This is a genomic window from Salinimicrobium xinjiangense DSM 19287 (assembly GCF_000423585.1).
Classification (GTDB): Bacteria; Bacteroidota; Bacteroidia; order Flavobacteriales; family Flavobacteriaceae; genus Salinimicrobium; species Salinimicrobium xinjiangense.
On sequence record NZ_KE384057.1, the window covers coordinates 22,813 to 46,011 of the forward strand.

General features: G+C 41.5%; 23 protein-coding genes. 3 read left to right on the forward strand and 20 right to left on the reverse strand.

The features are described from left to right. The first annotated feature begins 205 nt into the window (after nt 1–205). Entirely contained in the window at nt 206–1,183 is a 978-nt protein-coding gene (locus G564_RS19520; protein WP_051205568.1) for a L,D-transpeptidase, read from the forward strand. 56 nt (nt 1,184–1,239) lie between these two features. Here G564_RS19520 and G564_RS0116575 read toward each other — a convergent pair whose 3' ends face one another. The 7 genes from G564_RS0116575 to G564_RS0116605 form a co-directional block, all read right to left on the reverse strand. Continuing rightward, on the reverse strand, nt 1,240–2,142 hold the full coding sequence (locus tag G564_RS0116575; RefSeq protein WP_169578147.1) for an alpha/beta hydrolase: 903 nt from the start codon (nt 2,140–2,142) through the stop codon (nt 1,240–1,242). 104 nt (nt 2,143–2,246) lie between these two features. Beyond that, nucleotides 2,247–2,771 (reverse strand): VOC family protein, encoded by a 525-nt coding sequence (locus G564_RS19525; protein ID WP_211224635.1) that lies wholly within the window; start codon nt 2,769–2,771, stop codon nt 2,247–2,249. A gap of 61 nt (nt 2,772–2,832) precedes the next feature. Continuing rightward, entirely contained in the window at nt 2,833–3,420 is a 588-nt protein-coding gene (sigZ, locus tag G564_RS0116585) for an RNA polymerase sigma factor SigZ (protein ID WP_029038644.1), read from the reverse strand. A 250-nt stretch (nt 3,421–3,670) separates the two neighbouring features. Next, nucleotides 3,671–3,889 carry a hypothetical protein gene (locus G564_RS0116590; RefSeq protein WP_029038645.1) on the reverse strand — a complete coding sequence of 73 codons (219 nt, stop codon included), beginning with the start codon at nt 3,887–3,889 and terminating at the stop codon, nt 3,671–3,673. Nucleotides 3,890–4,254: 365 nt separating this feature from the next. Further along, nucleotides 4,255–4,644, reverse strand: a complete 390-nt coding sequence (locus G564_RS0116595) for a DUF302 domain-containing protein (RefSeq protein ID WP_029038646.1) — start codon at nt 4,642–4,644, stop codon at nt 4,255–4,257. 93 nt (nt 4,645–4,737) lie between these two features. Beyond that, complete coding sequence (locus G564_RS19530) at nt 4,738–5,382, reverse strand: DsbA family oxidoreductase (protein ID WP_156879278.1); 645 nt, start codon at nt 5,380–5,382, stop codon at nt 4,738–4,740. Between the two features lie 65 nt (nt 5,383–5,447). Continuing rightward, a complete protein-coding gene (locus tag G564_RS0116605; RefSeq protein ID WP_029038647.1) occupies nt 5,448–7,049 on the reverse strand; it encodes a GMC oxidoreductase in 1,602 nt (533 codons plus the stop codon). Between the two features lie 234 nt (nt 7,050–7,283). On the opposite strand from G564_RS0116605, the gene G564_RS0116610 reads away from it, so the two are divergent. Continuing rightward, on the forward strand, nt 7,284–7,781 hold the full coding sequence (locus tag G564_RS0116610; RefSeq protein WP_029038648.1) for a nuclear transport factor 2 family protein: 498 nt from the start codon (nt 7,284–7,286) through the stop codon (nt 7,779–7,781). Nucleotides 7,782–7,792: 11 nt separating this feature from the next. Here G564_RS0116610 and G564_RS0116615 read toward each other — a convergent pair whose 3' ends face one another. From G564_RS0116615 to G564_RS0116655, 9 genes are all read right to left on the reverse strand, one after another. Then, nucleotides 7,793–9,199: a sodium/glutamate symporter gene (locus G564_RS0116615; RefSeq protein ID WP_029038649.1), complete on the reverse strand. Its 1,407-nt coding sequence runs from the start codon at nt 9,197–9,199 to the stop codon at nt 7,793–7,795. A gap of 49 nt (nt 9,200–9,248) precedes the next feature. After that, nucleotides 9,249–10,436 carry an MFS transporter gene (locus G564_RS0116620; RefSeq protein WP_029038650.1) on the reverse strand — a complete coding sequence of 396 codons (1,188 nt, stop codon included), beginning with the start codon at nt 10,434–10,436 and terminating at the stop codon, nt 9,249–9,251. Between the two features lie 43 nt (nt 10,437–10,479). Then, a complete protein-coding gene (locus tag G564_RS19535; protein WP_037374199.1) occupies nt 10,480–10,740 on the reverse strand; it encodes a YgaP family membrane protein in 261 nt (86 codons plus the stop codon). A gap of 68 nt (nt 10,741–10,808) precedes the next feature. Continuing rightward, nucleotides 10,809–11,258: a carboxymuconolactone decarboxylase family protein gene (locus tag G564_RS0116630; protein WP_029038651.1), complete on the reverse strand. Its 450-nt coding sequence runs from the start codon at nt 11,256–11,258 to the stop codon at nt 10,809–10,811. A gap of 107 nt (nt 11,259–11,365) precedes the next feature. Next, the gene (locus G564_RS20020; RefSeq protein WP_051205570.1) at nt 11,366–13,564 is read right to left on the reverse strand and encodes a tetratricopeptide repeat protein; all 2,199 of its coding nucleotides are present in this window, start codon (nt 13,562–13,564) and stop codon (nt 11,366–11,368) included. A 201-nt stretch (nt 13,565–13,765) separates the two neighbouring features. Beyond that, nucleotides 13,766–15,232: an SDR family oxidoreductase gene (locus G564_RS0116640; protein ID WP_029038652.1), complete on the reverse strand. Its 1,467-nt coding sequence runs from the start codon at nt 15,230–15,232 to the stop codon at nt 13,766–13,768. Between the two features lie 103 nt (nt 15,233–15,335). Beyond that, nucleotides 15,336–16,733 (reverse strand): amidohydrolase family protein, encoded by a 1,398-nt coding sequence (locus G564_RS0116645; protein ID WP_029038653.1) that lies wholly within the window; start codon nt 16,731–16,733, stop codon nt 15,336–15,338. A 15-nt stretch (nt 16,734–16,748) separates the two neighbouring features. Continuing rightward, the gene (locus tag G564_RS19545) at nt 16,749–17,126 is read right to left on the reverse strand and encodes a methylglyoxal synthase (RefSeq protein ID WP_037374201.1); all 378 of its coding nucleotides are present in this window, start codon (nt 17,124–17,126) and stop codon (nt 16,749–16,751) included. A 10-nt stretch (nt 17,127–17,136) separates the two neighbouring features. Next, nucleotides 17,137–17,526 carry a DUF2255 family protein gene (locus G564_RS0116655; RefSeq protein WP_029038654.1) on the reverse strand — a complete coding sequence of 130 codons (390 nt, stop codon included), beginning with the start codon at nt 17,524–17,526 and terminating at the stop codon, nt 17,137–17,139. Nucleotides 17,527–17,669: 143 nt separating this feature from the next. On the opposite strand from G564_RS0116655, the gene G564_RS0116660 reads away from it, so the two are divergent. Continuing rightward, complete coding sequence (locus G564_RS0116660) at nt 17,670–18,434, forward strand: sterol desaturase family protein (protein WP_029038655.1); 765 nt, start codon at nt 17,670–17,672, stop codon at nt 18,432–18,434. On the opposite strand, the gene G564_RS0116665 is transcribed toward G564_RS0116660, so the two are convergent. The 4 genes from G564_RS0116665 to G564_RS0116680 all read right to left on the reverse strand — a co-directional run bounded on the left by G564_RS0116665 (nt 18,435) and on the right by G564_RS0116680 (nt 23,103). After that, the gene (locus G564_RS0116665; RefSeq protein ID WP_029038656.1) at nt 18,435–18,962 is read right to left on the reverse strand and encodes a hypothetical protein; all 528 of its coding nucleotides are present in this window, start codon (nt 18,960–18,962) and stop codon (nt 18,435–18,437) included. Nucleotides 18,963–19,064: 102 nt separating this feature from the next. Then, on the reverse strand, nt 19,065–20,327 hold the full coding sequence (locus G564_RS0116670) for a hypothetical protein (protein WP_037374204.1): 1,263 nt from the start codon (nt 20,325–20,327) through the stop codon (nt 19,065–19,067). A gap of 88 nt (nt 20,328–20,415) precedes the next feature. Next, nucleotides 20,416–21,126 (reverse strand): NADPH-dependent F420 reductase, encoded by a 711-nt coding sequence (locus tag G564_RS0116675; RefSeq protein WP_029038658.1) that lies wholly within the window; start codon nt 21,124–21,126, stop codon nt 20,416–20,418. Nucleotides 21,127–21,234: 108 nt separating this feature from the next. Beyond that, a complete protein-coding gene (locus tag G564_RS0116680) occupies nt 21,235–23,103 on the reverse strand; it encodes a DUF389 domain-containing protein (protein ID WP_029038659.1) in 1,869 nt (622 codons plus the stop codon). Between the last annotated feature and the right edge of the window lie 96 nt (nt 23,104–23,199).

Consider the following 23,199-nt stretch of genomic DNA (forward strand, 5'->3'; position numbering starts at 1 on the left):
GATTTTTAAAGATTTTGCCTTTGGTCCTGATCACTAATAAACATTAGAAGTAAGTCCATTATTTGTGGAATTAAAGTTGATACCTTAATAGGAAATCAACCGAAAATTTGAGAAATTTAAAGAAGATGTTTAAAAAGATTCGCGTCCGGTGGGATTGATAATTTGCCTGCTTTTTTCGCTTATTGATTCGGCTAAAACCTCTCAGATGAAGATAAAAAGAACATATCTGCAGTTGTTTATCCTGGTGGCTTTTGTAATCACCACCGGTGTTACTTCCTGTGAGAGGTCTCAAATTTCTCCGGAGCTTCCTGAGCTGGCCGAAAATCGTCTTTCTCCTCAACAGGAAGAAGGTATCATGTTGGGAGAGGAAAGGCAACTTCCATTTTTATTTACATATCATATTGACAGTATCTCAACTTCAGCCTCTGTAGACAGCTTCAAACAGAAGTACACTGCTCCACAACAAGAATTGATTTTTGCCCTTAACCGGTTGGATCCAGATCGACTTCAAGCCGGACGTGTTTTAATTATTCCCGATACCCTGACGTCTGATTTAAAGGACTATTCTCCTTTTCCTGCTTATTTTGAAATGCTGGATTCCATTCCTAAAACTCTATTGATTTCGCGTAGAGTTCAGGGTTTTGCTCTCTATGAGTATGGAAATCTGAAAAACTGGGGTCCCATAAGTTCCGGCAAAAGATCTACTCCAACTCCGGTAGGCCTGTTCTATGGAAATTATAAAGCTTTGCGAAAAGTAAGTACTGTCAATGATTCCTGGATCATGCCTTACTACTTTAATTTTATGAATTTTGAGGGAGTGGGAGTACATCAGTATGCAATGCCGGGATATCCCGCCAGCCATGCTTGCGTTAGGTTGAGGATGGAAGATGCGCAATTCATTTATAATTGGGCAGACCAGTGGAAGCTCGATCCTACCGGGCAGGTAATTATTAGAAATGGCACCCCTTTTATGGTTTATGGTAATTATGATTTTGATGCACGTGTTCCCTGGCTGGATTTGGCCGATAATCACAATTCGAATTTTATGACTGCCGAAGAAATGGGGATTTTAAAAGAATATAGTCTTCAATACAAAATGGATAAAAGAAATTTTGATACTCCTGCTTTACCTGCAGGTACGTTGCAAATGTCAAACAGGGAAGGGCTTGAGGAATTGCAGTAAAAAGAAAGGTTGCCAAAAATGCATTTTTGACAACCTGTTCCCTCAAACAATTATCTTTAAAAACTGAACTTTTCCCTGTAGGATAAAATTGCTTTCTCCATGTCTTCTTTGTCTTCAATGAACGGCACGTGACCACCTTTATTTTTCCAAAGCAGAAGATTTTTAAAGTTTAAACCTTTGTAATGTTCGGGACCTACCATAAAATCTGTTGTGCCATAGAAGTAGAGTACCGGCATTTCCATTTTAGCAGTGAGTGGTTTAAAATTATTCCAGTATTCCGGATAATTCATGACGCTATTGCTAAGATCATAATTAAAGTTCTCTATTCCGGCAGAAGCCACATCAAGTTTTGAAAAGGTATCGGGATGTCTTGAACCCATTTTCCAGAACAGGTCTTTTTCTCTCAGTTTTCCACCAAATTCGTTCATTCTTTGCGGCATTGAGACCGTGTCGCCATTGCAGGTGTATTCCTCACCTACAAATTGGGCTGCCTTTGGAATCCAGCTTTGGCAAGCAGATTCGGGAAGATTAATGGTACAGTTCAACATGATCATTCCCTTTTGAGCTGCAGGATAACGCTCTGCATAACCCATCTGCAAAATGCCTCCAAAAGAATGTCCTAACGTAAGCCATTGATCATATCCCAATTGTTGTCTCACTTCCTCAAAATCAAGAGCCATCCGGTCCAATGAATAATTTCCGTCAGCCGGGCTGGATGAACGGCCTACACCCCGTTGATCCAGATAGATCACAGTAAAATGTTGTTCCATAAATTCGCCTGCCAGTCTTTCGAACCACAGGCTTGCAGAACCCGGGCCGCCATGAACGTATAATAGGGGAGTACCCTTGCCTGCCACTTTTACGTAAAGGTTCACCCCGTCTGAAGTTTTAATAATTTTTTCCCCGGCTGTAAGACTAAGACAGAAACTAAAAAAAGCAATGAATAATAAAGATCTCATAATCATAATAAATAATGTTTCTGATTTAAATGATCAGGCCCCCATGACAGGGACCTGATCTCTAATTCTCCTTTTTCACTCTATTTAAAAAAAGACTACTGAGATTAACTTTTGTTACAGGCAGTAGTACCACATCCTTCTTTTTTTTCACTTTCTCCTTCCAGGATTGCTACAGGCTCAATCTTTTCAACAATTTTGCCGTCATTGCCGGTCCATTGCTCCATCACTTCCGGCGCAGGTTTGGCATTAATGCCCTCGCCATATACGGTTGCACTTCCATAGGTGTAAAATGCCTCCCAGTCTACCCCCTGGGGATCTGTGATCCAGCTCTTCTGGCTCTTTGAATAGCAACATGTGCAATCTCCTTCTTCTCTGACAGTGCCTTTGGCCTGCTGCATATTTGCATAAATTTCCTTCAGCTCAGCTTCGTTATCGGTTTGAAGTCCCAGGTGTTCTATTCCAATTTCAGCGTGTCCTGTCGAAATTGCGTAGTTGATCCGGGGATCTTCCAGCATCCATTTCGCATAATCTGCTTTAACTAAACTTGGAGTTGTATTAAAAAGCGCGTTGTAGAATTCAATACTCTCGTTTAGATTCTTTACCCTTACGTGAACGTGAAATGTTTTCATCTTTTAAAGTTTTTAGATTCACACTCAAGACGCAAGGGGATGCAAAAAGATGCAGGAAAATTTAATTTTTTTTCTTCAACTCCTGTAGAGGCGTGCAGGAATCTTTGATTTCGAAAGAGAGAATACCGCCAGAAGCATCGGTTTCGAAATGGCAGCAAGTGATGAATTCGGCTTTTAGAAGATTGCGACCGCGCTGTATTCTGGATTTAGTAGCGGAGAGACTTAAATTCAATTTTTCAGCGATTTCGGCTTGTTTCATGCCATCTATATCCGCCATTTTTAAAGGAACCGAATATTCCTTTGGAAGGAAATCCATGAGCGGCATGATGTATTCTAAAGCTTCTTTGAAAGCGAGGTTCTCATCTTCTTCCGGAAATTCGACCTCCCGGTTTGAAGTGCTGGTCGTGGCTTCTTTCCTGAAATGGTCGATCATAGTGTTATGGGCGATCTGGTAAAGCCAGCTCTTCACGTTTTTAACTCCTGAAGTTTTGAGGCAAAAGCTATATACCTTAAGCAAAACCTCCTGAAGAATGTCATTGGCGAGATCCTCATCTTTTACTCTTTTAAAAATGTAATTTCTTAGAGCCGTTTTGTGTTCGAGCCATAAGGCGGGAACATCGCAATTAGGAACAGGTGCTAATTTTGCCATTTTTGAAGATCATATTCTCAAAAATAGTAATTAAGAAGATTCATAATGCAAAAAATCCCGCAGAAGAAAAAAATCTTCGTACGGGATAACAAGTGTAGGGGGTACTTAAATTAGTTTATCAAAGATTCTGCCAATTCTTTCCTGGGTTTTAAGATCATTTTCAGTCACACCTCCATTCAAGGTCTACAGTATAGATATGTTCTTTCATTAGTGGTGTTGTGTGTTAAATAAATTTAAACCTGTCCATTATTTATTTTTTAAGATCTGTATCATAATTGGTGTCACAGGTTGAAGTGCCGCAACTACCCGAAGCACATCCCCAGCCAAACAGTCCCATTGCTGCCACATAAATTCCCAGAGCTATTCCCGGCCATTGACCGGCATCTATACCCTGGCCTATAACCAGAATCCCCATTAAAAGGGAAAATGCCCTTGTCCAGGTCCAATCCGTAAACAATCTTTTTTTCATTAATTTAATTTACTTTCGAGGCTAATCCAGTCGCCACTTATCCTGCCGATTTAAGGATATTTCTTGCCGATGCACTTCTCATTCCCAATGCTCCCTGACCAGTTCATCATCATCTGTCTTTCATCCAGGACCCAAAATATTTTTAAAGGTAATTATCCTTCTGAAGTGGGTCTGATTATAATAATCACGCTCCATACATAAACCTTTAATAATATCTAAGACCTTCTTTTTAAAGAAATCCAGAGCAAATCTAATCCTTGACGCTACACTTGGCAGTAACTTTTGTTACACTGAAAACGAAAGATTTAGAAACAAAAAGATCCGGAAATCTTTTGGTTTCCGGATCTTAATGATGATCTGTAAATCTAATTTAAGTTCTGGATAACCGACTTAAGTTTATTTCTAACTTCTTTGGCCACAGATCCTAACTCATTGTTTTCAACCGCCTGCATAGAAGCAACGGGGTCTACGGCCGAAATCTCTGTTCTGCCGTTTTCCAATTCCTGTACAATTACGTTACAGGGCAGCATAGTACCTATGCGACTTTCACTCTGAATTGCCTGATAAGCCATCTGCGGATTACAGGCGCCGAGAATCCTGTATTTTCTGAAATCAACATCCAGCTTTTTCTTGAAAGTTTCCTTTACATCAATTTCGGTAAGTATACCAAAGCCTTCTTTCTTTAGCTCTTCAGTCACTTTTTCAATAGCACTATCGAAATCCTCAGATAGGGTAGTGGAGAAATAATAGCTCATTTTTTCTGATTTTTAATGAAGCTAAAAGATACTCCAAAAAAGCCATTTTTGGAACTTTATTGTCTGAAGAATTTGTGAAAGTTGGATCTTAGGTTAGGTGGTTTGCTCCTGCTTCACCTTTTGTAGTACCTCCAGAAATGCCGTGGAAGGTTGAGCTCCGGAAACCGCATATTTGTTATTGAATACGAAAAACGGAACTCCGCGCACACCTATATTCCGCGCCTGCATTTCATCCTGTTTCACCGCATAGGAATAGGATTCATTTTTCAAAGCTTCCCGCACCTCCTCAGAAGCCAGCCCAATACTTTCTGCAGTTTCTACCATAGTTTCCTCGTCGTCTATATTTTTTCCTTCGGAAAAATAAGCTTTAAAAAAAGCTTCCTCAATTTCATTTCCCAGACCTTTTTCCTTTGCCAGCTGAATTACCTGATGCGCCCTGAAAGAGTTGGCCAAAACCGTATTTTCAAGATCCCATTCCAGTCCGCTGTCGTTGCCCATTTTTTGTGCTCCGGCGATCATCTCCCTGGCCTGTTCTTCCGAAACATTTTTGGCTGTCACAAAATAATCTATGGTTGAAATTTCGGGCCGGGTCTCGAGATTAGGGTCCAGTTGATAACTGTGCCATTCAACTTTCACTTCATCCTTGTTTTCAAATTTTTCCAGTGCCTGTTCCAGATGCCTTTTTCCTATATAACAAAAGGGGCAGCGCACATCACTCCATATATCTACTGTGATCATTGTTCATCAAAATTAGCTTTCAGAAATGTCATTTTTAACACCTCTTTCTGAAGCCTGTAAAATTACTAAACATTCTTTAAAGGAACTTCGATCTCCACGGCCACATTCACTTTGGGAGGAAAAAGACTCATGGCTCTTTCCGCAATGGCTGTGATAGAGAGACTGGGGTTTACGCCCGGGTTGGCAGAGATCATGGAGCCGTCAACCACATACAGATCCTCATATCCAAAAACCTGATTTTTACTGTTGATCACTCCTGCTGTCGCATCTTTGCCCATTACCGCACCGCCCAGTATATGTGCGGTTGTAGGGATGCCCGCGATGCTCTCCAGCGCAAAGGAAGTGGCTTTACCATTGATGATCCTGCTGTATCTTTTAGTGAGCTCCCTGGATTCCGGAATATCTGAAGTTGGTTTTTTCCCCGAGCTCACTCCCGTAGCGATAATCCCCAACCTGTTTCTTGTCAGTTTTAGGGTGCTATCCACGGTCTGCATGAAAAGCAGGACGGTAGTACTTCGGGACCAGCTGTTGAACAGGTAGACATTCAGCCATTTTAAAGGAGAAATAAAAAACTGACTTACCACGCTAAAGGCACGTTGCAGCGGATTTTTCCCTGCAGCAAAGGGAAGGTGCATTAATTTCCAAAATCCGGAGCCTTTGGAATAGCGCACAATTTCGAGATGGCTGTTATCATCCGTATGCAAAAGGCTGCCAATAGCTACTCCTTTTGAAAGATCTTTTTCTTTATCGGCAGTGGAGACGCTAATGAGGGTTTCGTTATTGGTGCGGATGTCATCTCCAAGTTTTTCTGAAAGATTAGGTAAGGTAGATCTTTTCAGTTTTAGCAGGAGCTTTACTGTCCCTAAAACTCCGCCAGAAAAAATAATTCCTTTACTGCTGAAGCTTTTCTTTTTACCAAATAACTTGGTGCTGCTCTTTGCTGTCACCTTATAACCATTCTCTCCCTCTTTTCCCTCGGGAATCACATTAGTCACTTCATGTTCTGATAATATTTCAGCTCCATGTTGTTGGGCCAGCCAAAGGTAATTCTTGTCCAGTGTATTTTTGGCGTTATGTCTGCATCCGGTCATACAGCCACCGCAAAAATTGCAGCCTGTGCGATCGGGACCTTTGCCATTGAAATAGGGATCTTTCACTGTTTCTCCTTCCTTTCCGAAGTAAACAGCAACGTGAGGGCGCTCAAATTTATCAGCACGATTAATATCTTCTGCCAGCTGCAGTAGTGCCAGATCGCCATCAAAGAGTTTGGGATTCGGTACAGCTCCCAGCATCTTAAGAGCTGTTTGATAAAATGGTTTTAATTCTTCCTCCCAGTTTTCCAGCTGCCCCCAGGAGCCGGAGGTGAAAAATGCCTTTTTTGGAACCGGTAATGTATTGGCATAAACCAATGATCCGCCGCCTACACCAGTTCCTGAAATTACAGAAATATGCCTGAAAATAGAAAGTTTCATTATTCCGAAGAAACGCAGGGAAGGCATCCAGAGCCATTTCCTGAGGTTCCAGTTGGTCTTTGGGAAGTCTTTAGCTTCAAACCACTTTCCTTTTTCTATCACCAGCACCCGGTATCCCTTTTCTGAAAGACGTAAGGCGCTAACCGAGCCGCCAAAGCCGCTGCCAATAATGATATAATCGTAGTCGAATTCCATCAGGTAAGAGAAAAATTTTTAAGGTGCTTCAAAATAGTAAATTTCTGCACCAATTATTAAGAGAAGATGGAATAGGTATTAACGTTCTTATTTTTGCCAAAAAGGCGCCCGTTTCTTAATTGGTAAAATGATCTTTCTAAACCTCAATAGGTCGGGGGGCAGACATTTTTATTAATCTTCTCCTTAGTAAAGATCTGAACCGCCGTCGCAAAGTTTTTAATGTATCTTTAGGCTATGCAGCATCTCAACGAAAAAATAATTCGGGATTTCTACCAGGCTTTCCAAAGTGGTAATCCAAAAGCCATGAACGATTGTTACCATAAAGACATTGTCTTCTATGATCCTGTTTTCGGACATATAAAAGGGGATAGGGTTAGGGCTATGTGGTATATGCTTTTGGAAAAAAGCGGGGAAGAGCTGAGTATAAGCTTCAGCGAAATACAGGCCAATGATTATAACGGGAGCGCCAAATGGACTGCTGTTTATAATTATGGCCCGGCTAAACGCCGGGTTGTCAATGAGGTAGTTGGGGCTTTTTACATTCAGAATGGAAAGATCCTGCAACATACAGATCATTTTGATCTGTGGAACTGGTCCCGGCAGGCCCTGGGCTTCAAAGGTTATCTTCTGGGATGGACCAAATCCATGAAACTTAGGATCCAGCAGGAATCCAGTAAGATGCTCTCCTCCTATATTCATAAAATGCGATCTCTGGAAGAGGATGATATTTGATCATTGCCAGATTATTCCCGGTTAGCTTTTTTCCCAAAGCGAAAATAGCCAAAGAGAAACCAGCCTATACCCAAACTTGCCGTAAGAATAAGGACCGGGATCAATCCCCACTGCGCAATTAAAGGTGCCGAAGCTGCTGTGAATAATCCTCCTCCCACAATGGGTTCGAAAATGATCTGTTTATAAGCGAAGCCTTCAAGTGCGGGCGATTTGTTTTCGGGATCGGCCAAACGCACCAGGAGCAGACCTAAAGCTGTCATTCCCATAGATTGTCCAAAGTCACAAATTCCTCTTTCAAACCAGTGATCGGGTAGAATTTTCCTGGCAATGAAAAAGAAAGCCAGCAGGTTCCATGCGACTCCTGCTGTTGCAAGGAGGAGAAATGGAACGATGTAATTCCCAATAACGGTGAGGGATAGACTCGCAATGGCACTCACCACCATAACATCAAGGGCAAATCCATTGATCCTTTTTATAAGCTTGTGGCTTATTATTGGATAATCTGAATATTTATCCAGGAATTTCTGTACGATCACACTTCCAATGAGAGCAAGGGGAAATAACGGAAAATGCTCCATTAGAGTAAAATCGGTCCAGGCTCCCCAGGTATTATTTTCCAGGACCTGAAGCATTTCAAGGAGAAGAAAACCAACAAAAATTGCTGCGGCAATGAAGGCGAAATGGATGCTCAGGGTTTCTATTGCCGATGTTCGTGTAGTTAGTTTCCCTGCTGAAGGCATATTATCAAAAAGACCTTTCATCTTAAGACCCGACTTCTCCTTTGGCATTTCCATGACCGAAGTTTTATCGTGCTTGATACCCCAGTTGAGGATCACTATTCCCAGGATCAAGCCCGACGTTAGTCCTATAGTAGCAAGACCTACCCCGAGATCCCGTGCTTCCGAAAAACCGATGGACTCAAAAGTGGGAGCAAGCCCTGTTGCTGTACCCATTCCTCCCTGAAAACTAATCTCGATTAACGCAGCTGCCGAAGGATGTATATCAAAGAACGGCACCAGGACAAGCAGGACCACGAGTATACCCACCACATACTGTCCCCAGGCGATGGTTTGCCCAAAGGCCATTTGGGGGCCTGCAACTTCCCACACCTTTTTGACGGGTTGGATCTTTTTCCCCAGAAATATAGTAGCAAAGATAAGAGTGATGAACAGGCCGGGAATCTCTTTCCATACTTCCACCATTTCCTGGGGGAAAAAGCCGTTCGAGATCACCGGCACTTCCTCTCCCGTTAGTGCTCCCAGCACCTGCGGACCAAGAATAAGCCCAATAAAACCTGCAATGACCGAAGATGGAATAAAATATTTCTGAAAGAATTCTACCTTAAGACGAATCCAATAACCTAACAATAAAAGAAGTCCGAGAATTACAAAACTGAGTCCGGCAATATCTGCTGACATTTTTTCTTTTAATATAAAAAGATGTTATGAGTTTTTACTTAAGAAAAGTTCAAAGTTTGGTCGCATTTCTCTTTCTGTAAAGAAAATACAAGCCTAAAACAGGTCCGGGTGCAAGGAATAGAAAAAGATAATAATGAGAGATCTGAAGAGATAAAAAATTGAGTAATTGAATGCTGAAGATAGTAATGGCAAAACCAATACTGTTAACAATGGTGAGGGCTGTGCCACGGGCTTCTTCGGGTGCATGTTTTGCCACGAGTGTGGAAAAGAGAGGAGAATCGGCTACAACCACCAGGCCCCAAAATATGAGAAAAATGAGTAGAATTTCTACTGAACTCTGTAAGAGGGAAAGTGGAGAAAGCAAACAACATAAGCCGGACAGGAACAAAGCAGTTGCTGCAGTTCTTTTGCTGCCCAATCTTCGGGAAATAAAACCTCCCGTTACGCATGCTATCCCACCGCTTCCAATAACAATAAAAGACATTAAAGAGGTGTCAAAAGACAGGTTTGGATGCAGCTGTTTATACATGGCCAGAATAAAAGGTACAAAGGCCCAGAATGCATAGAGTTCCCACATGTGGCCGAAGTAGCCAAAAGCCGCAGCTCTGAATTCCTTAATTTTAAATACTGAAATAAAAGCCGAAAAGTTTTTGATCAACATAGGACGGCGGTAAGGACCATCGGGCACCAGAAGTAGAATAATGATCCCACCGAAAGCAGCCAGTGCCGAAGTAATAAATAATACCAGCTTCCATGGTAAGGCTTCATTTCCTGTAAAAGCTCTAAGCAGGTGTGGAAATGCAGTACCTACCACAAGTGCTCCAACGAGGAAGCCGAGGGAAGTTCCCAAACCTTTGCGATAATAATCTGATGCAATCTTCATTCCGACAGGGTAAATGCCTGCGAGCGAGAAACCGGTTAGGAATCTCAGTAATAGCAGGCTTCCTGCTGTATTGCCTTCCCAAGTCATGCCCAGATTAAATAAGGCGCCAAAAAGGGCAGAATAGAAGAAAACTTTTGAGGGTGAAAACCTGTCGGCAATGGTTAAGAAGGCAAAAGCCAGGGTGCCGGTAATAAAACCGAATTGTACTGCCGAAGTAAGATGGCCAAGAGCAGCAGGAGCTAGATCGAAAGTTTTAAGTAGGTCCTGCATAATCCCATTTCCCGCAAACCAGAGAGAGGTGCAGCAGAACTGGGCAAATACGATAGCAGGTAAGATCTGCCGGTTTATTGACATTACATTTCTTTCTGCTGCTAAGAAACGAAATTAAGCCTAAGGATTAAGCAAGTGCTTTTTTAATCTTTTGAAATGACTTTTCAGCAGGGCTTTTCTTTTTCTCCCGGGTATCTATTCCGAAGAATTCATTAACAGGACAAACCCTTGTAATAGCACTTTCTGCTAAAAGTGTTCCGGTAACGATAGATGCTATTCCTCCAAGGCTACTTTTCTGTTTTTTTAGAAAAAAATAACCCAGAACCATAAGTCCGGGGCCAACCAAACTGCGTATCAATTGATCTTGTTTACCTACATTCTCTTTCATGGTATTCTTTATTTTAAAGATGTTTCTTTAAGATACCAAAAATGCCGGAAATTACCAAGAATAAAGGATTAATCCTGCGGAGCCAGGTCTCTGTTCTCCTGAAGATCTTCCGTCAGGTTCATTACTTTTCCAAATTTCTGAGAAGCTGTGATAAAACTGATAAAGCTGATCAATTCTGCTATTTCAGTTTCAGAAAAATACTCCTTCAAAAAACTGAAATGAGCTTCAGAAATCGATTGATGATCAAGAGCGAATAATTCAGCAAAAGCTGTGGCAGCCCGGATTCGCCGGTCTGCCTTATCGAACTGGGGTTTACCTGCTTTTACCATGCAGTATTCACAGCCATTTCCAAAGGCTAGTGTTCTTCTTACCTGTTCCAGTAAATTAGTGTCAAGAGAAGTTTCGGTGAAAAGAACTGTTTCCAGTTCATTCCATTTTTGAAGGACTGAGGAATTATGACCTATTAATTTTTCAAAGGGAGTATTTCCTGTTTCGGAGAAATTTATTCTTGTAGACATTTTTTTCTTGAAAACCAGCTTTTGCTGGCAGCGACCAAATTAATGAATTCAATTTATTCCAAAACATATTGTTTTATAGTGCAACAGCCAGGTTAAATTCAACAGAATTAATCTGAGAAATCTTTTTTCTCGTTAAGAAAGGCAATGACCTTCTCCCGCTGTCGTTTAAAAATTTCTTTTTCCTGCCTTAAATAGGGCTTCAGTTCTTCTTCTGAAAGTCGTAAGAAAAGATCATTAAAAGTTCCGTAGACATAATGATGCTGATGAAGTTGACGATTTTCAAGTCTATTTTTAAGAAAAGCAATAGTTTTTTCCTTATTACCCAGCAATCCTGAACAAGCAGCCAGGTGCCAGTCGTAAACAGTAGTTGTCCTATCATTTTCTTTTAATCTTTCTTCTGAATACTTGCAAACAGTATTCAAAAGTTGCAAAGCTTTTTCTCTTTTTCCCAGCTGCAAATAGGCGAGGGCGGCATAGTTTACAACGGCCAGATTTCGATTTGCGTAATTCGTAGTGTCCGGATTTAAAGCAATCGGATACCTTTGTTTTATTACCTCCAGGGCTTCTTTAGATTTTTTCATTTGTAGGAGTGCTGCTGTCATAGTTTCCAGGGCGCGATCTGAATGGATGCCTCCATTTTTGAGCTCATAATCACTGGTGTATTTAATTACCTGTTCATATTGCCCTTCCTCCATAAGCTTCTCTACCTTGGCGTAGTAGGAGTAAATATTATTCGGGAAATTAGTACGCAGAATATTATAATATTTGTTTTTTAGTGAATCCAAACCCAGAGTGAGAGCATGTTGGTACAGGCCTTCATAAATCCATGCATTTTTTTTATTTATTCCGTGTAGGGATTTGTACCCGGTTATAAATGCATCACCTATAAGTCCCTGGTTCATGGCTATAAGACTAAGACCATCATAGGCGGCCAAAAGCTCGGGCTCCAATTCAATAGCCTTCATAAAATGCTCTTTTGACATGGCGTAGTTTTCTTTGTAGAAATAATGCCAGCCAAAGTTGAGATTTACTAAGGGAGACAGAGGATCCAACCTATAGGCTTTAGAAAGATTCCGGAATGCCTCTTCGGTTTTATTTTCGTTGAGAAGAGGCATGGCGATTTCAGCATAGATTTCACCATCTCCCGGTTTTAAAGATGATGCTAATTTATAAGCTGCCGTAGATAGGGAATAATTTTCGGATGCCCAATGGATTAATCCAAGGGCAGCGTATGCTTCCGGCAGATCCTTATTGAGTACCAAAGCCCAGTTTACCGCTTCCCTGCTGCGTTGCAACATTTCATTATTAGAAAGATTTCCGAAGATATTAAGAAGTACCAGAACACGTGCTTTTTTAGCATAGGCCAGGGCAAATTCTGGATCAAGTTCAATGGCCCTGTCATAGAATTCCATAGCTTTTTCCAGATCCTCAGGATTAAAACGTTGACTAACAGATCGGCCTTTCAAATAAAGCTGATAAGCTTCCACATTTTCTGTGGGTCTGCTGGGCAGGTTCTCTTTCTCCGACACCAGAATATGCACTTTTAAAGCCTGTAGTACCTCAAAAGCTATCTCATCCTGTATTTCAAAAATGTCATTTGCGGAAAAAGTTTTATCATATGTTTCTGTCCAGATGTGAAAACCATTATCTGCTTTAATAAGCTGGGCAGTAATTCGAAGATTGTTTCCGGCTTTTCGAACACTCCCTTCCAATAAGTGATTCACTCCCAACGAATCCCCTATCTTTTTTAGATCCCGGTTCTCATTTTTGAATTGAAAAGAAGATGATCGCCCCGCAACCTGTACTCCTTCTACCTTAGCAAGAGAATTTAAAATTTGCTCGGAAATTCCATCTGCAAAATACTCCTGATCTTTTTCGGGACTGAAGTCGGCAAAAGGTAGAACGGCAATCGATGCTTTAACCTTGTCATTTCCGGTATTTGAAAAAGTAGATTCTGCGAAGAAGACTCTCTCAGCACCCAGTAGTAGCAGTGCAACGGCCAAAAGTCCAATTATCCAGATATTTAGTTTGAGGCCTTTTTTAGCCGGAACTGTTCCATACGATGCTGCGGTGGTTCGGCGTAGGCCATCTGGAGTCATTTCAAAAGCCCAGGCAAAAATAAGAGCAATGGGAAATCCTGCTATAAGAATAATGATGAGCATTTTCATTACCCAGGCAGGAGCCGCAAAGGCATCGGTGGCAATAGAAAACACCTGTGCGATTAGCCATGCAGTAATGGCATAGACCGTCCCGACCTTATAAACATTTCTTCTTTTGAGTTCCTTAAAAAACGAAAAAAAGCCCATTCAAAGTTTATTGATCAGGCTACAAGAGGTAGGGAATTACACCTGAAAATTTATAAAATATTAACTTGTTTCTTACAAATTAGGAAAATATTTACAGAATGCCAATTTTACTGGAGAAGTACTCTTTTTAGGGTTCTTAGAATACTTTGATTAATTTTATTGAAGTCCAAATGATTGGGTAGAAATATTTTATAAAGGGATTTAATGAAACTCTCTTGCAGCAACGAGATTTGCGTTCACTATATTTTTCGCCATTCCTTCAAAGACAAAAAAGTGAAAGGGGAGTACAGCATACCAGTAGAGGCGGCCTGCGAGACCTTTGGGTCTAAAAGTGGCCGTTTGCTGAAGAAAATGTTCTCCATTTTTTTCTGCAATTTTGAATTCCAGCCAGGCTTCGCCCGGTAATTTCATTTCGGCGTAAAGAAGGAGTCGGCGGTTCTTTTTATCGGCAGCCAAAACCCTCCAAAAATCGAGTGTATCGCCTGTGTTAATTTTATTTGGATGTGTTCTTCCCCGTCTTAATCCTACCCCTCCAACCATCTTGTCCATAAAGCCGCGGATTTTCCATAACCTGCTGCCATAGTACCAGCCCTGCTTTCCGCCAATGGACCAAATGTTCTTAAGAACCTGGTCGGGGTCTCCATAGATCTTTTTTTCTCTTCGATCTACCAGGCAACCGTCTGTGGGTATATTTATATGCTCCAATAGGGAATTATCTGCATAGCTGGAAGCTAAAGAATCTTTCCAGCTGGAGATCACACTGTTCTGGTCGATCTTCTGAAAGGCTAGTTGCACAGCTTCCTTATAAGAGATTGCCTTAATTCCAAGCTTTTCTCCCAGATTGTTATCCTTTGCAATGACTTCGATCTTCATACTATCAACCAGGTTTACTGCCAGTTTATAAGAGGTTGATGTGACAAAATATAACCAATACGAGGAGAGGCGGGGAGTCATTACGGGCACGGTAATTACCCTGCGCTTAAAGCCGCGGACTTCTGCAAATTGCAACATCATTTCCTTATAGGTGAGTACGTCGGGACCGCCAATGTCATAGGATTTGTTGAAGGTGTCCTCCCGCAGGAGAACTCCCGAAAGATATTCCAGCACATTTCTTATGGCTATCGGCTGACTTTTGGTATTGACCCATCTGGGAGTGATCATTACCGGTAATTTCTCGACCAGGTCCCTTATGATCTCAAAAGAGGCACTCCCGGATCCCACAATTATTCCGGCCTTTAAGGCAGTTAAGGGAATTTTTCTATTGCCAAGGATCTCTTCCACATTTTTTCTGGAAGAAAGGTGTTTTGATAGCTCTTCCTCATTAGTTATGCCGGTGAGATAGATTAATTGCTTTACGGAAGTAGGCTCCACAAGTTTCAGGAAGTTTTTAGCAGATGTTTCTTCCATTTCGGCAAAATCCCCTGTTCCCGCACTCATGGAATGAATAAGGTAATAAGCAGCGTCTATATCTTTGATCTCTTCGGAAGAAGGCAGATCTTTAAGGAAATCTACTTCAAAAACATTGACCTTAGGATTGGCATACATGCCTTCTGTAGGGAATCGATTTCTGTCCCTTACACAACAAACGACCTCATGTCCCTGATCAAGCAAGACCGGAAGCAATCGCTTCCCAATGTATCCTGTAGCCCCTGTGAGTAAAATTTTCATAGTCAACTTTTTTTATGCGTTCACTAACCACTACAAGTTAGGGAATAACAGGTGAAAAATGCAGAAGCTAAACTCTTTAAACCAATTGAGAAATAGAGAATTTCTACTCCTTCACGGCCTGCATCATTTCCTGCAAGTCGGATTTTTCAAAAAGCTGACCTTTGGCCATAATCGCTTTTACTTCTCTTAGGTGTTCAATGTCCTGAAATGGATTTTTCTCCAGTATCAGGATATCTGCCACCTTGCCGCTTTCTATGCTGCCGTAGTACTCTTCCAGTTCAAAGAAGGCAGGTCCGTTAACGACCGAGGTTTTTAAAGCTTCTGTTGGTGTAAGCCCTGTAGCCACTAATCTTTCCAGTTCATTTTGTAATGAACCTCCGGGATAAACGTATGAGTTAAAAGCGCCGCAGTCTGAACCTGCCAAAAGCGGAACTCCGGCATCAAACATTGGTTTTGTCATCTCATCTGAGATTTGTCCCATCTTCTCCCGCATGGTACTACCGGCAGCTCTTGCTCTTTTAGCACCTTCAATTCTTCCGCGGTAGGTCTCTTTTATGCCGCTCCCCATGTAGGTAAGTAAAGTATCCCGGCTGTGATCTACATCCAGCATTTCGGCAAGTGTTTTCCCAATGTGAAGGGTAGGGGTGATGTATACCTTTTTTTCCTTCAGCTTTGCGTATACCCGTTGTGCCAGATCGGGATCATAGGAGTCAATGATCTCGTTCATCATTCCGTAAGTGGGATTGACCTGCGTAAGGCTGTCCGCTTTTGGAGAACAGGCTTTGAGCACGTAATAAAGATGTTCTGAACCGGCGAGCCCAAGATCCACAGCTTTCATAAAGTCGGCTGTCATAGGCATATGGCCCGTGGTTTTGTAACCTCTTTCTTCGGCAGCCGTGATAATTCCGTAGAAAACATCTTCAGAAAGGCTACCATCATACACTTTCACAAAATCTACATCCAGGCGATCCAGGGAATCCAGTGCCGCCGGAATATCTTCCCTTGTTGCCACTTCGATAGAACCCGGCCATGCAGGTGATGGACCATCGAGTTTTGGTCCTGAGGTGAAAATGGCAGGTCCATTTAATTGTCTATTTTTTATTTCTTTTCTCCATTCCAGAAGACTGGGAGTAATGTCTCCTCCTGCATCCCTTACTGTGGTAACTCCATAAGCAAGAAAAAGCGGTAACAGGTTTTTGTTTTCCTGTATCAGGGTATCCCCGCCCCTAAAGTGTACGTGCATATCCCATAAGCCGGGCATGACAAAGGCATTTTGGGCATCAATAAACCGGGCTGCCTCAAATTGATCTTCGCTGTCCATGCTTTCAACTGCCCGGATAGTATCTCCCGAAATGGCTATTAAACGTCCAGGGGTTTCTTCACCGGTTTCTACGTCGAGTACAGTGGCATTAAGGATAAGTATATCTGCAGGTTCTTTTTCTGAATTACAGGAGGTGCAAAGAAAGATACTGCATAGGGTGGCAAAAAGGGCTTTTTTCATGCTTGTTTTTTAATTCTATTTTTCCTGGTCTTTTTCGTCCAAAATTAGAAGATCGGCCGAGGCTCTGTTAAGGGCGATAGGAATGTTGTTTATCACGGCAGTTCTTATTAGCGTCTGAATATCGTGTTCATGCCCGTGAGGAGTTTCGGCATCTATGAAAAAGATGATCATCTGCACCTCTCCCTGAAGGATCTTTGCGGCAAGGAGAATGTCACCACCACTGGGTCCATGTCCAAAGCCGGTAACCTTTATATCCAGCATGTCGCTAAGCAACTTGGAGGTATTACTGGTTCCAATTAATTTATATTTTAACAGGGCATCTTTATGTACTTTAGCCCAGTTAAGAAGATCGGTTTTTCGGCTGTTGTGAGCGATTAGCGCAATTGTGTTCATGTTTTAAACTTTAATTTTGGTCTATAAAAAATTCCATGGTATAGTCAGCATATTCAGGCTTAGTAATGCCATCGGAATAATAAATATTCTCGGGCTGAGCATATCTCTTTCGGTAAGCATGGTCAATTTTTTCCTGAAGTGGATCATTGGCCGGAAGTTTTTTGCCAAGGATATTTATAACAGTTTCTCCGTACTGAATTTGACCGATTCCGGTGGTAAGAAATGTGGTATACCAGCTTTTAATACTTTTATTCCAGCTTCTCGAGAAGTAGCGTCCTTCTACTTCCACCATCCAAATTTTCAGAAAACCGGGTCGTTCCCGTCCACCTTTTATTCCAATGTGGTTATTCTGTTTAAGATATTCATTAAAATCTAAAGGGAAGGATCCTGTCGCTGTCATATTTGTTTAGTTGTCTGTAAAATTAAAGAAATAAGGCAAAGCAGAAGAATATACTCCTTAGAAAAGTGACAATAATTGAACTGACAGATCCAATGAACTCTTTTGAGAAAGTTTTAAGAATGTAATTATTAAATTTAGGGGCTATGATAGAAATCTCACCCAATGAAGTAAATACACCGGGAATCCTGCTAGTCTATGCTGCAATATTTTTTATAGCGATTCTCTTTAGATATTTTGTAGCTGCCGGAATATTCTACTATTACTATTATGTTAAGAATTTTTCCAGGTATGACAAAAGACGGCTGAGTAAAAGGCTGGCAGATAAAAAGCAGCTTAAGAATGAGATTGTCTGGAGCATAAAATCCTCAGCAATATTTGCTCTTGTTGGTGCAGGGACCTACTGGTTGTGGTTAAAAGGTTATACTGCTGTTTATTTGGATCCCTCCCGGTATGGGTACTGGTATTTGCCCGTAAGCCTTTTGATCATCCTGTTTATTCATGAAACTTATTATTACTGGGTGCACAGGTGGATGCATCATCCAAAAGTTTTCAGGATAGTTCATAAGGTTCACCATGACAGCAGGATTCCTACACCCTGGACCGCTTTTTCCTTTCATCCCTGGGAAAGTCTCATTGAGGCTTTGATCCTTCCTTTAATCCTTCTATTTTTGCCCGTGAACATTTATGTTCTGGGATTCTACCTTTTGATCATGACTGTTAGCAGTGTGGTGAATCATCTTGATATAGAGATCTACCCGCTGTGGTTCCAAAAAAGCAAATTTGGAAAGCTCTTTATTGGTGCTACACACCATCATCATCATCATACGGAATTTATGACCAATTACGGACTCTATTTTACTTTCTGGGATAAATGGATGGCCACAGAGAGTAGAAAAATGAAGGATTGATTACTGAAGTTTACTAAAAACTATTTTTTCTGAAAAGAGATTCTTTCTTAAGAGTCTGCGGAATTGTTTATCTGTAGGACGAATCAGGTAGTGATCAAATTTTCCATCCTCGGTCCATTTCTCCTTCACAGAAGATGGGGACTGCCTGAGATCGAGGATTAACTGCTCAGATCTATCGTCCAGGATTGCATAATGTACTTTTATCTTTTGTCGGGCCACTTTTAGAGGGAAGACATCCCAACCTTTTTCATCTTCAATATTGAGAATATAATAGCGCTTAACTTTTTTTAAAACGGCATTTGAAGATGGAAGTTTAGCCTCAAAATCGACTTCCGGTCCACTACTATACTTGAAAGAGTGTTTCTGAATATGAAGCGTGTCGCCATCATTAGAAACAAAAAATCCGTTCATTTTTGGAGGGAACTCAGATAATGAAGGCGCAGCTATCGGTTGCGGTTCTTCAAATTTCACTGCTGTACAGGAGCTAAAAAGAACTGAAATTACGAGAAAAAGGAGGAACTTTTTCATGAGTAGCAAGATTGATCACTGTTCTACTATAAATTTACGATTTTAGGAGATAAGGAGCCGAAAAGAGAAGGTCTTTTATCTAAAGAATTTTAAATGAGGAAATTAGTTGCATTCAAAGCATTTTTGAAGAGAGGGCGGCAGGTCAAGATCTTCAGTTCCCTTTAAAGGTTTACCGGAAGATTTATTTTTTTGAATTTCACTTCGGAAATCTTTTGCATATTCTGTTAACTTATCTCTCCTGTGCCGGAGTTTTTCAGCAATTTCTTTTCCGTTTAGAGCGGCGGCCTGTCCCGGCCATTTTTGAATTGCCTTCTCAATTTCTTCATCTGTAATCAGCTTCTGAAGGTTTTCTGCTTCTTCAGTAAATATATGCTCCGGTACATTGTTTAGGAAATAATAATCAAAAGGATAAAATGTATAACCGGGCAAGTGATCTATATCCTTTTCAAACGGCCTTACCATAGGCTGTACAAGTTTGTTGGTGATCATTGTTGGCAGTACCCCGTCTATCCTGAAAAATGCGTTGTCACGGTCTGCCGGTAAGGGAATGGCACGAACTTTATCTTCCTGCTCCTGAAGCACCCATCCCCACTGTTTGGCATGTCTATCCCAGTCTCCAATGAGAAGGTCAAATAATCTTGCCCTTACTAGCTTTCGAATATCTATGTGGAGTTTATCTCCCATTTCTGCTTTCATTTCAAGCAAATCATCGGTCTCTACGATCTCGATGACATTAGGAAAGGAGGTCCAGTTGACTTCTCCTTCGGTTTCGTATTCCAAAAGATAGAGCCGGTTCGCGTAATTGGTAGCGTATTTTCCAAGGGAAGTATGACCGGGAACATAAACTATTCTGGGATGTGTATGAAGGATCTCTGCAGTTTCGGCCAGAGAAGCAGCTAACAAAGCTCCAAAGGGATGCTGTGCAGAAACTCCGTCTACAATAACATTTTCCAGCTTTAGCAGCCGTGCTAATGCCGGGATGAGAGGATCGGGATCTTTATTTATACTTCGCAGACTATAGAGAATACTATCCTTGTTTTTTATTTTTAACGATCTGGTCTGGTTCCCGCCTCCTTCTTTTACAATAGTAAAAGAATCCAGAAAAAAGATTTCAGCCGAAACAGGCCTTTCCCATACCCTGCGGTAGTTTTCTCCCTGCATGAATCTCTTTATTCCGCTGGCGCCATATTGATTAGTGGGAGTTACATTAATCAGCTTCAGGTTCCGGAAATCATCTTCGGTCGTCACCCTGGGATCGGACACCTCAGAGATCCTGATTTCTGAAGGTCCTACAGAAAGAGACCAATAGGTGATCCCGGCAAACAGCAGCAGGCAAATCATCAGGAAAAGGAAAAACTTTTTCATGAGCAGGTAAGGTTCTGCCGTAGAATTTATGAAAATACTTTTTATTTATTTTGGAAAACTTCCTGAAAATTTACGATTGAAATGGATCCTACGCACCTGGGGAAAGCACAGGAGCCTTGACAACATTAATATTGAACATAGGAGACTGATATTTTCCCATAAGTCTTATCCAGAGGGGCAGTAGCATTTCTGTTCCCCTCGCATTTGTAATATCTCCCAGGTCAATAATATTATCCTGCTTCCAGCCAAGGCTTTGAAGGAGGGTTGACACCTTAGCTTTGGCATTTAGATCATTCCCACAGAGAAATACTACATGATCCCCTTCAATGAGCTTGGGATTGGCCATTATTGGGGAGCTGATGGAATTCAAAGTCTTTACCACCTTGAGATCGGGGTAGGAATTTTGAATTTTTTCTCCAAGACTTTCGGTATTACAGAGCGATAGAGACGGCGGAAATCCTTTGCTAAAATCAAGAGGATTGGAAATGTCGATCATAATTTTATCCCGGAGCAGATCTTTCCCGATCTGGTCCAGAGCATCCAGAGCGGCCATACCGCTAATACCGAAAATAAGCAGATCCTCCCCTTTTTCTGCTGCTTCCTTAAAAGTGACCAGGTCTATATTGGGGTGATCTTCAATCCAACTACCTATTCCCGGAGTACCCCAGGCATCACTTTCCTTACGTTTTCGACTTTGTTCAACATTTCTGGTGCCCATAAATACCCGGTGCCCCAATTCACTAAGTCTTTTTGACATGACCTGGCCTACAGCGCCGGTACCAACGACTGCAATTTTCATAATATAAAGTTTTAAGTTAGGGGGAGCTGGTATTAAATTTAAAAAAAAGAAGAACAGCTTCAGCAGCTAAAGAAAAAAATATTCTTCAAAACTTCATTTTTGAAAGGTTTAGAATTCAATGGCCGAAACCACCTCCAGAACTACCGGCTGATTAATTCTGTCCTCAATTTCTTCTTTTATGGACTGAATACGTTCCGGTTCGATAGCTTCGGGCCCTACCAATCGAAGAGAAACCACCATTTGAGCTCCAAACCGAATGCGCACATCACGTAGTACAACGTTATCAATAGTTGTTCCTTCAAGAGCACGGGTTATACTTGCTTCCTGCATGATCCGGTTAAAAGAAAGAGACAGGGGAACTGCAACCAGACTTACTATTATGAGCGTATAAACAAGCCCCATTTTTGCCCTTTTAAAAGGGGCAAATCCCAGGAGTAGAAAGGTGAGACCTCCAAATAGTATAATTCCGGCAAGGTTTGTGGCATAAAGCAGAATCGCACCGGAAAACACATCCCAATCCCACCAGCCAATTCCAATTCCAGAAACTGCCAGTGGAGGGACAAGAGCCACTGCTATTGCTACTCCTGCCAGGCTTTTGGCAATACCTTCATTGGCATGGGCATAGGCCGCAGCGATTCCTGAAGTAACCGCTATTCCCATGTCCAGTAAGGTAGGGGAGAGACGGGCTTCAATTTCGGGAGTAAGTACTTTTAGAGGAATAAGGAGACTTACTATGGCTGCAAATGCTAGTGATACAAGAGTTCCCGCAGTGATAGTGACAAAACTTTCTTTTAGCATTGGCACATCATAACGTACCATTCCCATCGAAAAAGATACTATAGGAGAAATAACCGGCGCCAGGATCATGGCTCCAATGATCACAGGAGAAGAGTTGGCAAATAATCCGAAGGTGGCTATAAGAGTAGACAAAATCATCATTACCATAAAGGCCGTGCTGAGATTAGAATTCACTCTCAGGACTTTAAAAAGATCCTGAAACTGTTCTGTACTGGCCCTGGGAAGTATGGGCAGGCTTCTCTTAATTAATTCGTTGCGGGTTTCCCCCTTGGGCAAGCCTTCAATTTTAATGCTTTTTCTACCATCTTCTTTTTCTGCCTTCCTGCTGTAAACACTTTTCTGCCTTAGGATCACGGCTTGTTTATGGACCTCAAAAGTGAGTTCGGCGTCTTCCCGTTTCTCTCCGTCAATAGTGTATTCCATTGCATCTTTGTCAATCACCTTTAGATTAGCTGTTTTAATATTTCCAATAAAGGATGGGAGACGGGTAATGTTTTTAGTGTGCGGAATTAAGCTTCTTAAAAAAAACCAGAGTAACACCAGGAGATTTTGCGGAGCAAGAATAAAGGCCTGGAAGGAGCCGTCACTTATGGAGCTGTCCTTTACAAGTCTTCTTGAAATTAGAGAACCCGAGGCATGTTCGACCACAATAATTCCGAGCGCAGAGGTGAGAATGATTTTCTCATCATCTGTGCTTAATTGATAGGAGTGATGGGAGAGGGAAGATGCCTTGCGGATGTTGCGGATAATGTTCATGACCTCCTGTAAGAGGCTCTTTTTACCATTCCGGTCTGAAAAAAGAAATATATCTCCAATATTTACAGAGTTGAATACGGGAATTTCGTTGCAGGTTAAAAGGTCAATTTTATAAGGATTTTCGCATTCCGCATATTCAGTTATTACCTCCTCCAGGTTCTTTGATACCCCCAGACCTGTAGATGTAAATTTGTTTTCGGGATGCGGCAAAATGGTGATGGTCCATTTATTTCGGGCGGCCATTGGTATGATATTCCGGAGAGCCTTATCTGGCAAATACAAAAGGAGGGAGGAATTCTGGTCGAGGTCAAATTCAGTTTTAAGAGGAACTGCGACAAGTTCATGCTCCATATTTTTCAACAATGGAACTATTTTTTCTTTTACAATAGCTGTTTCCGAAGGATCGTGTAAAAGGTAGAGCATGGAAGAATTTTACTGCAAGATACTTTATATATTCACTTTTTCTAAATGGCAAAAAGGTTAAATTGACCTTAAAGAATAGAAAATACTAATTTTTAA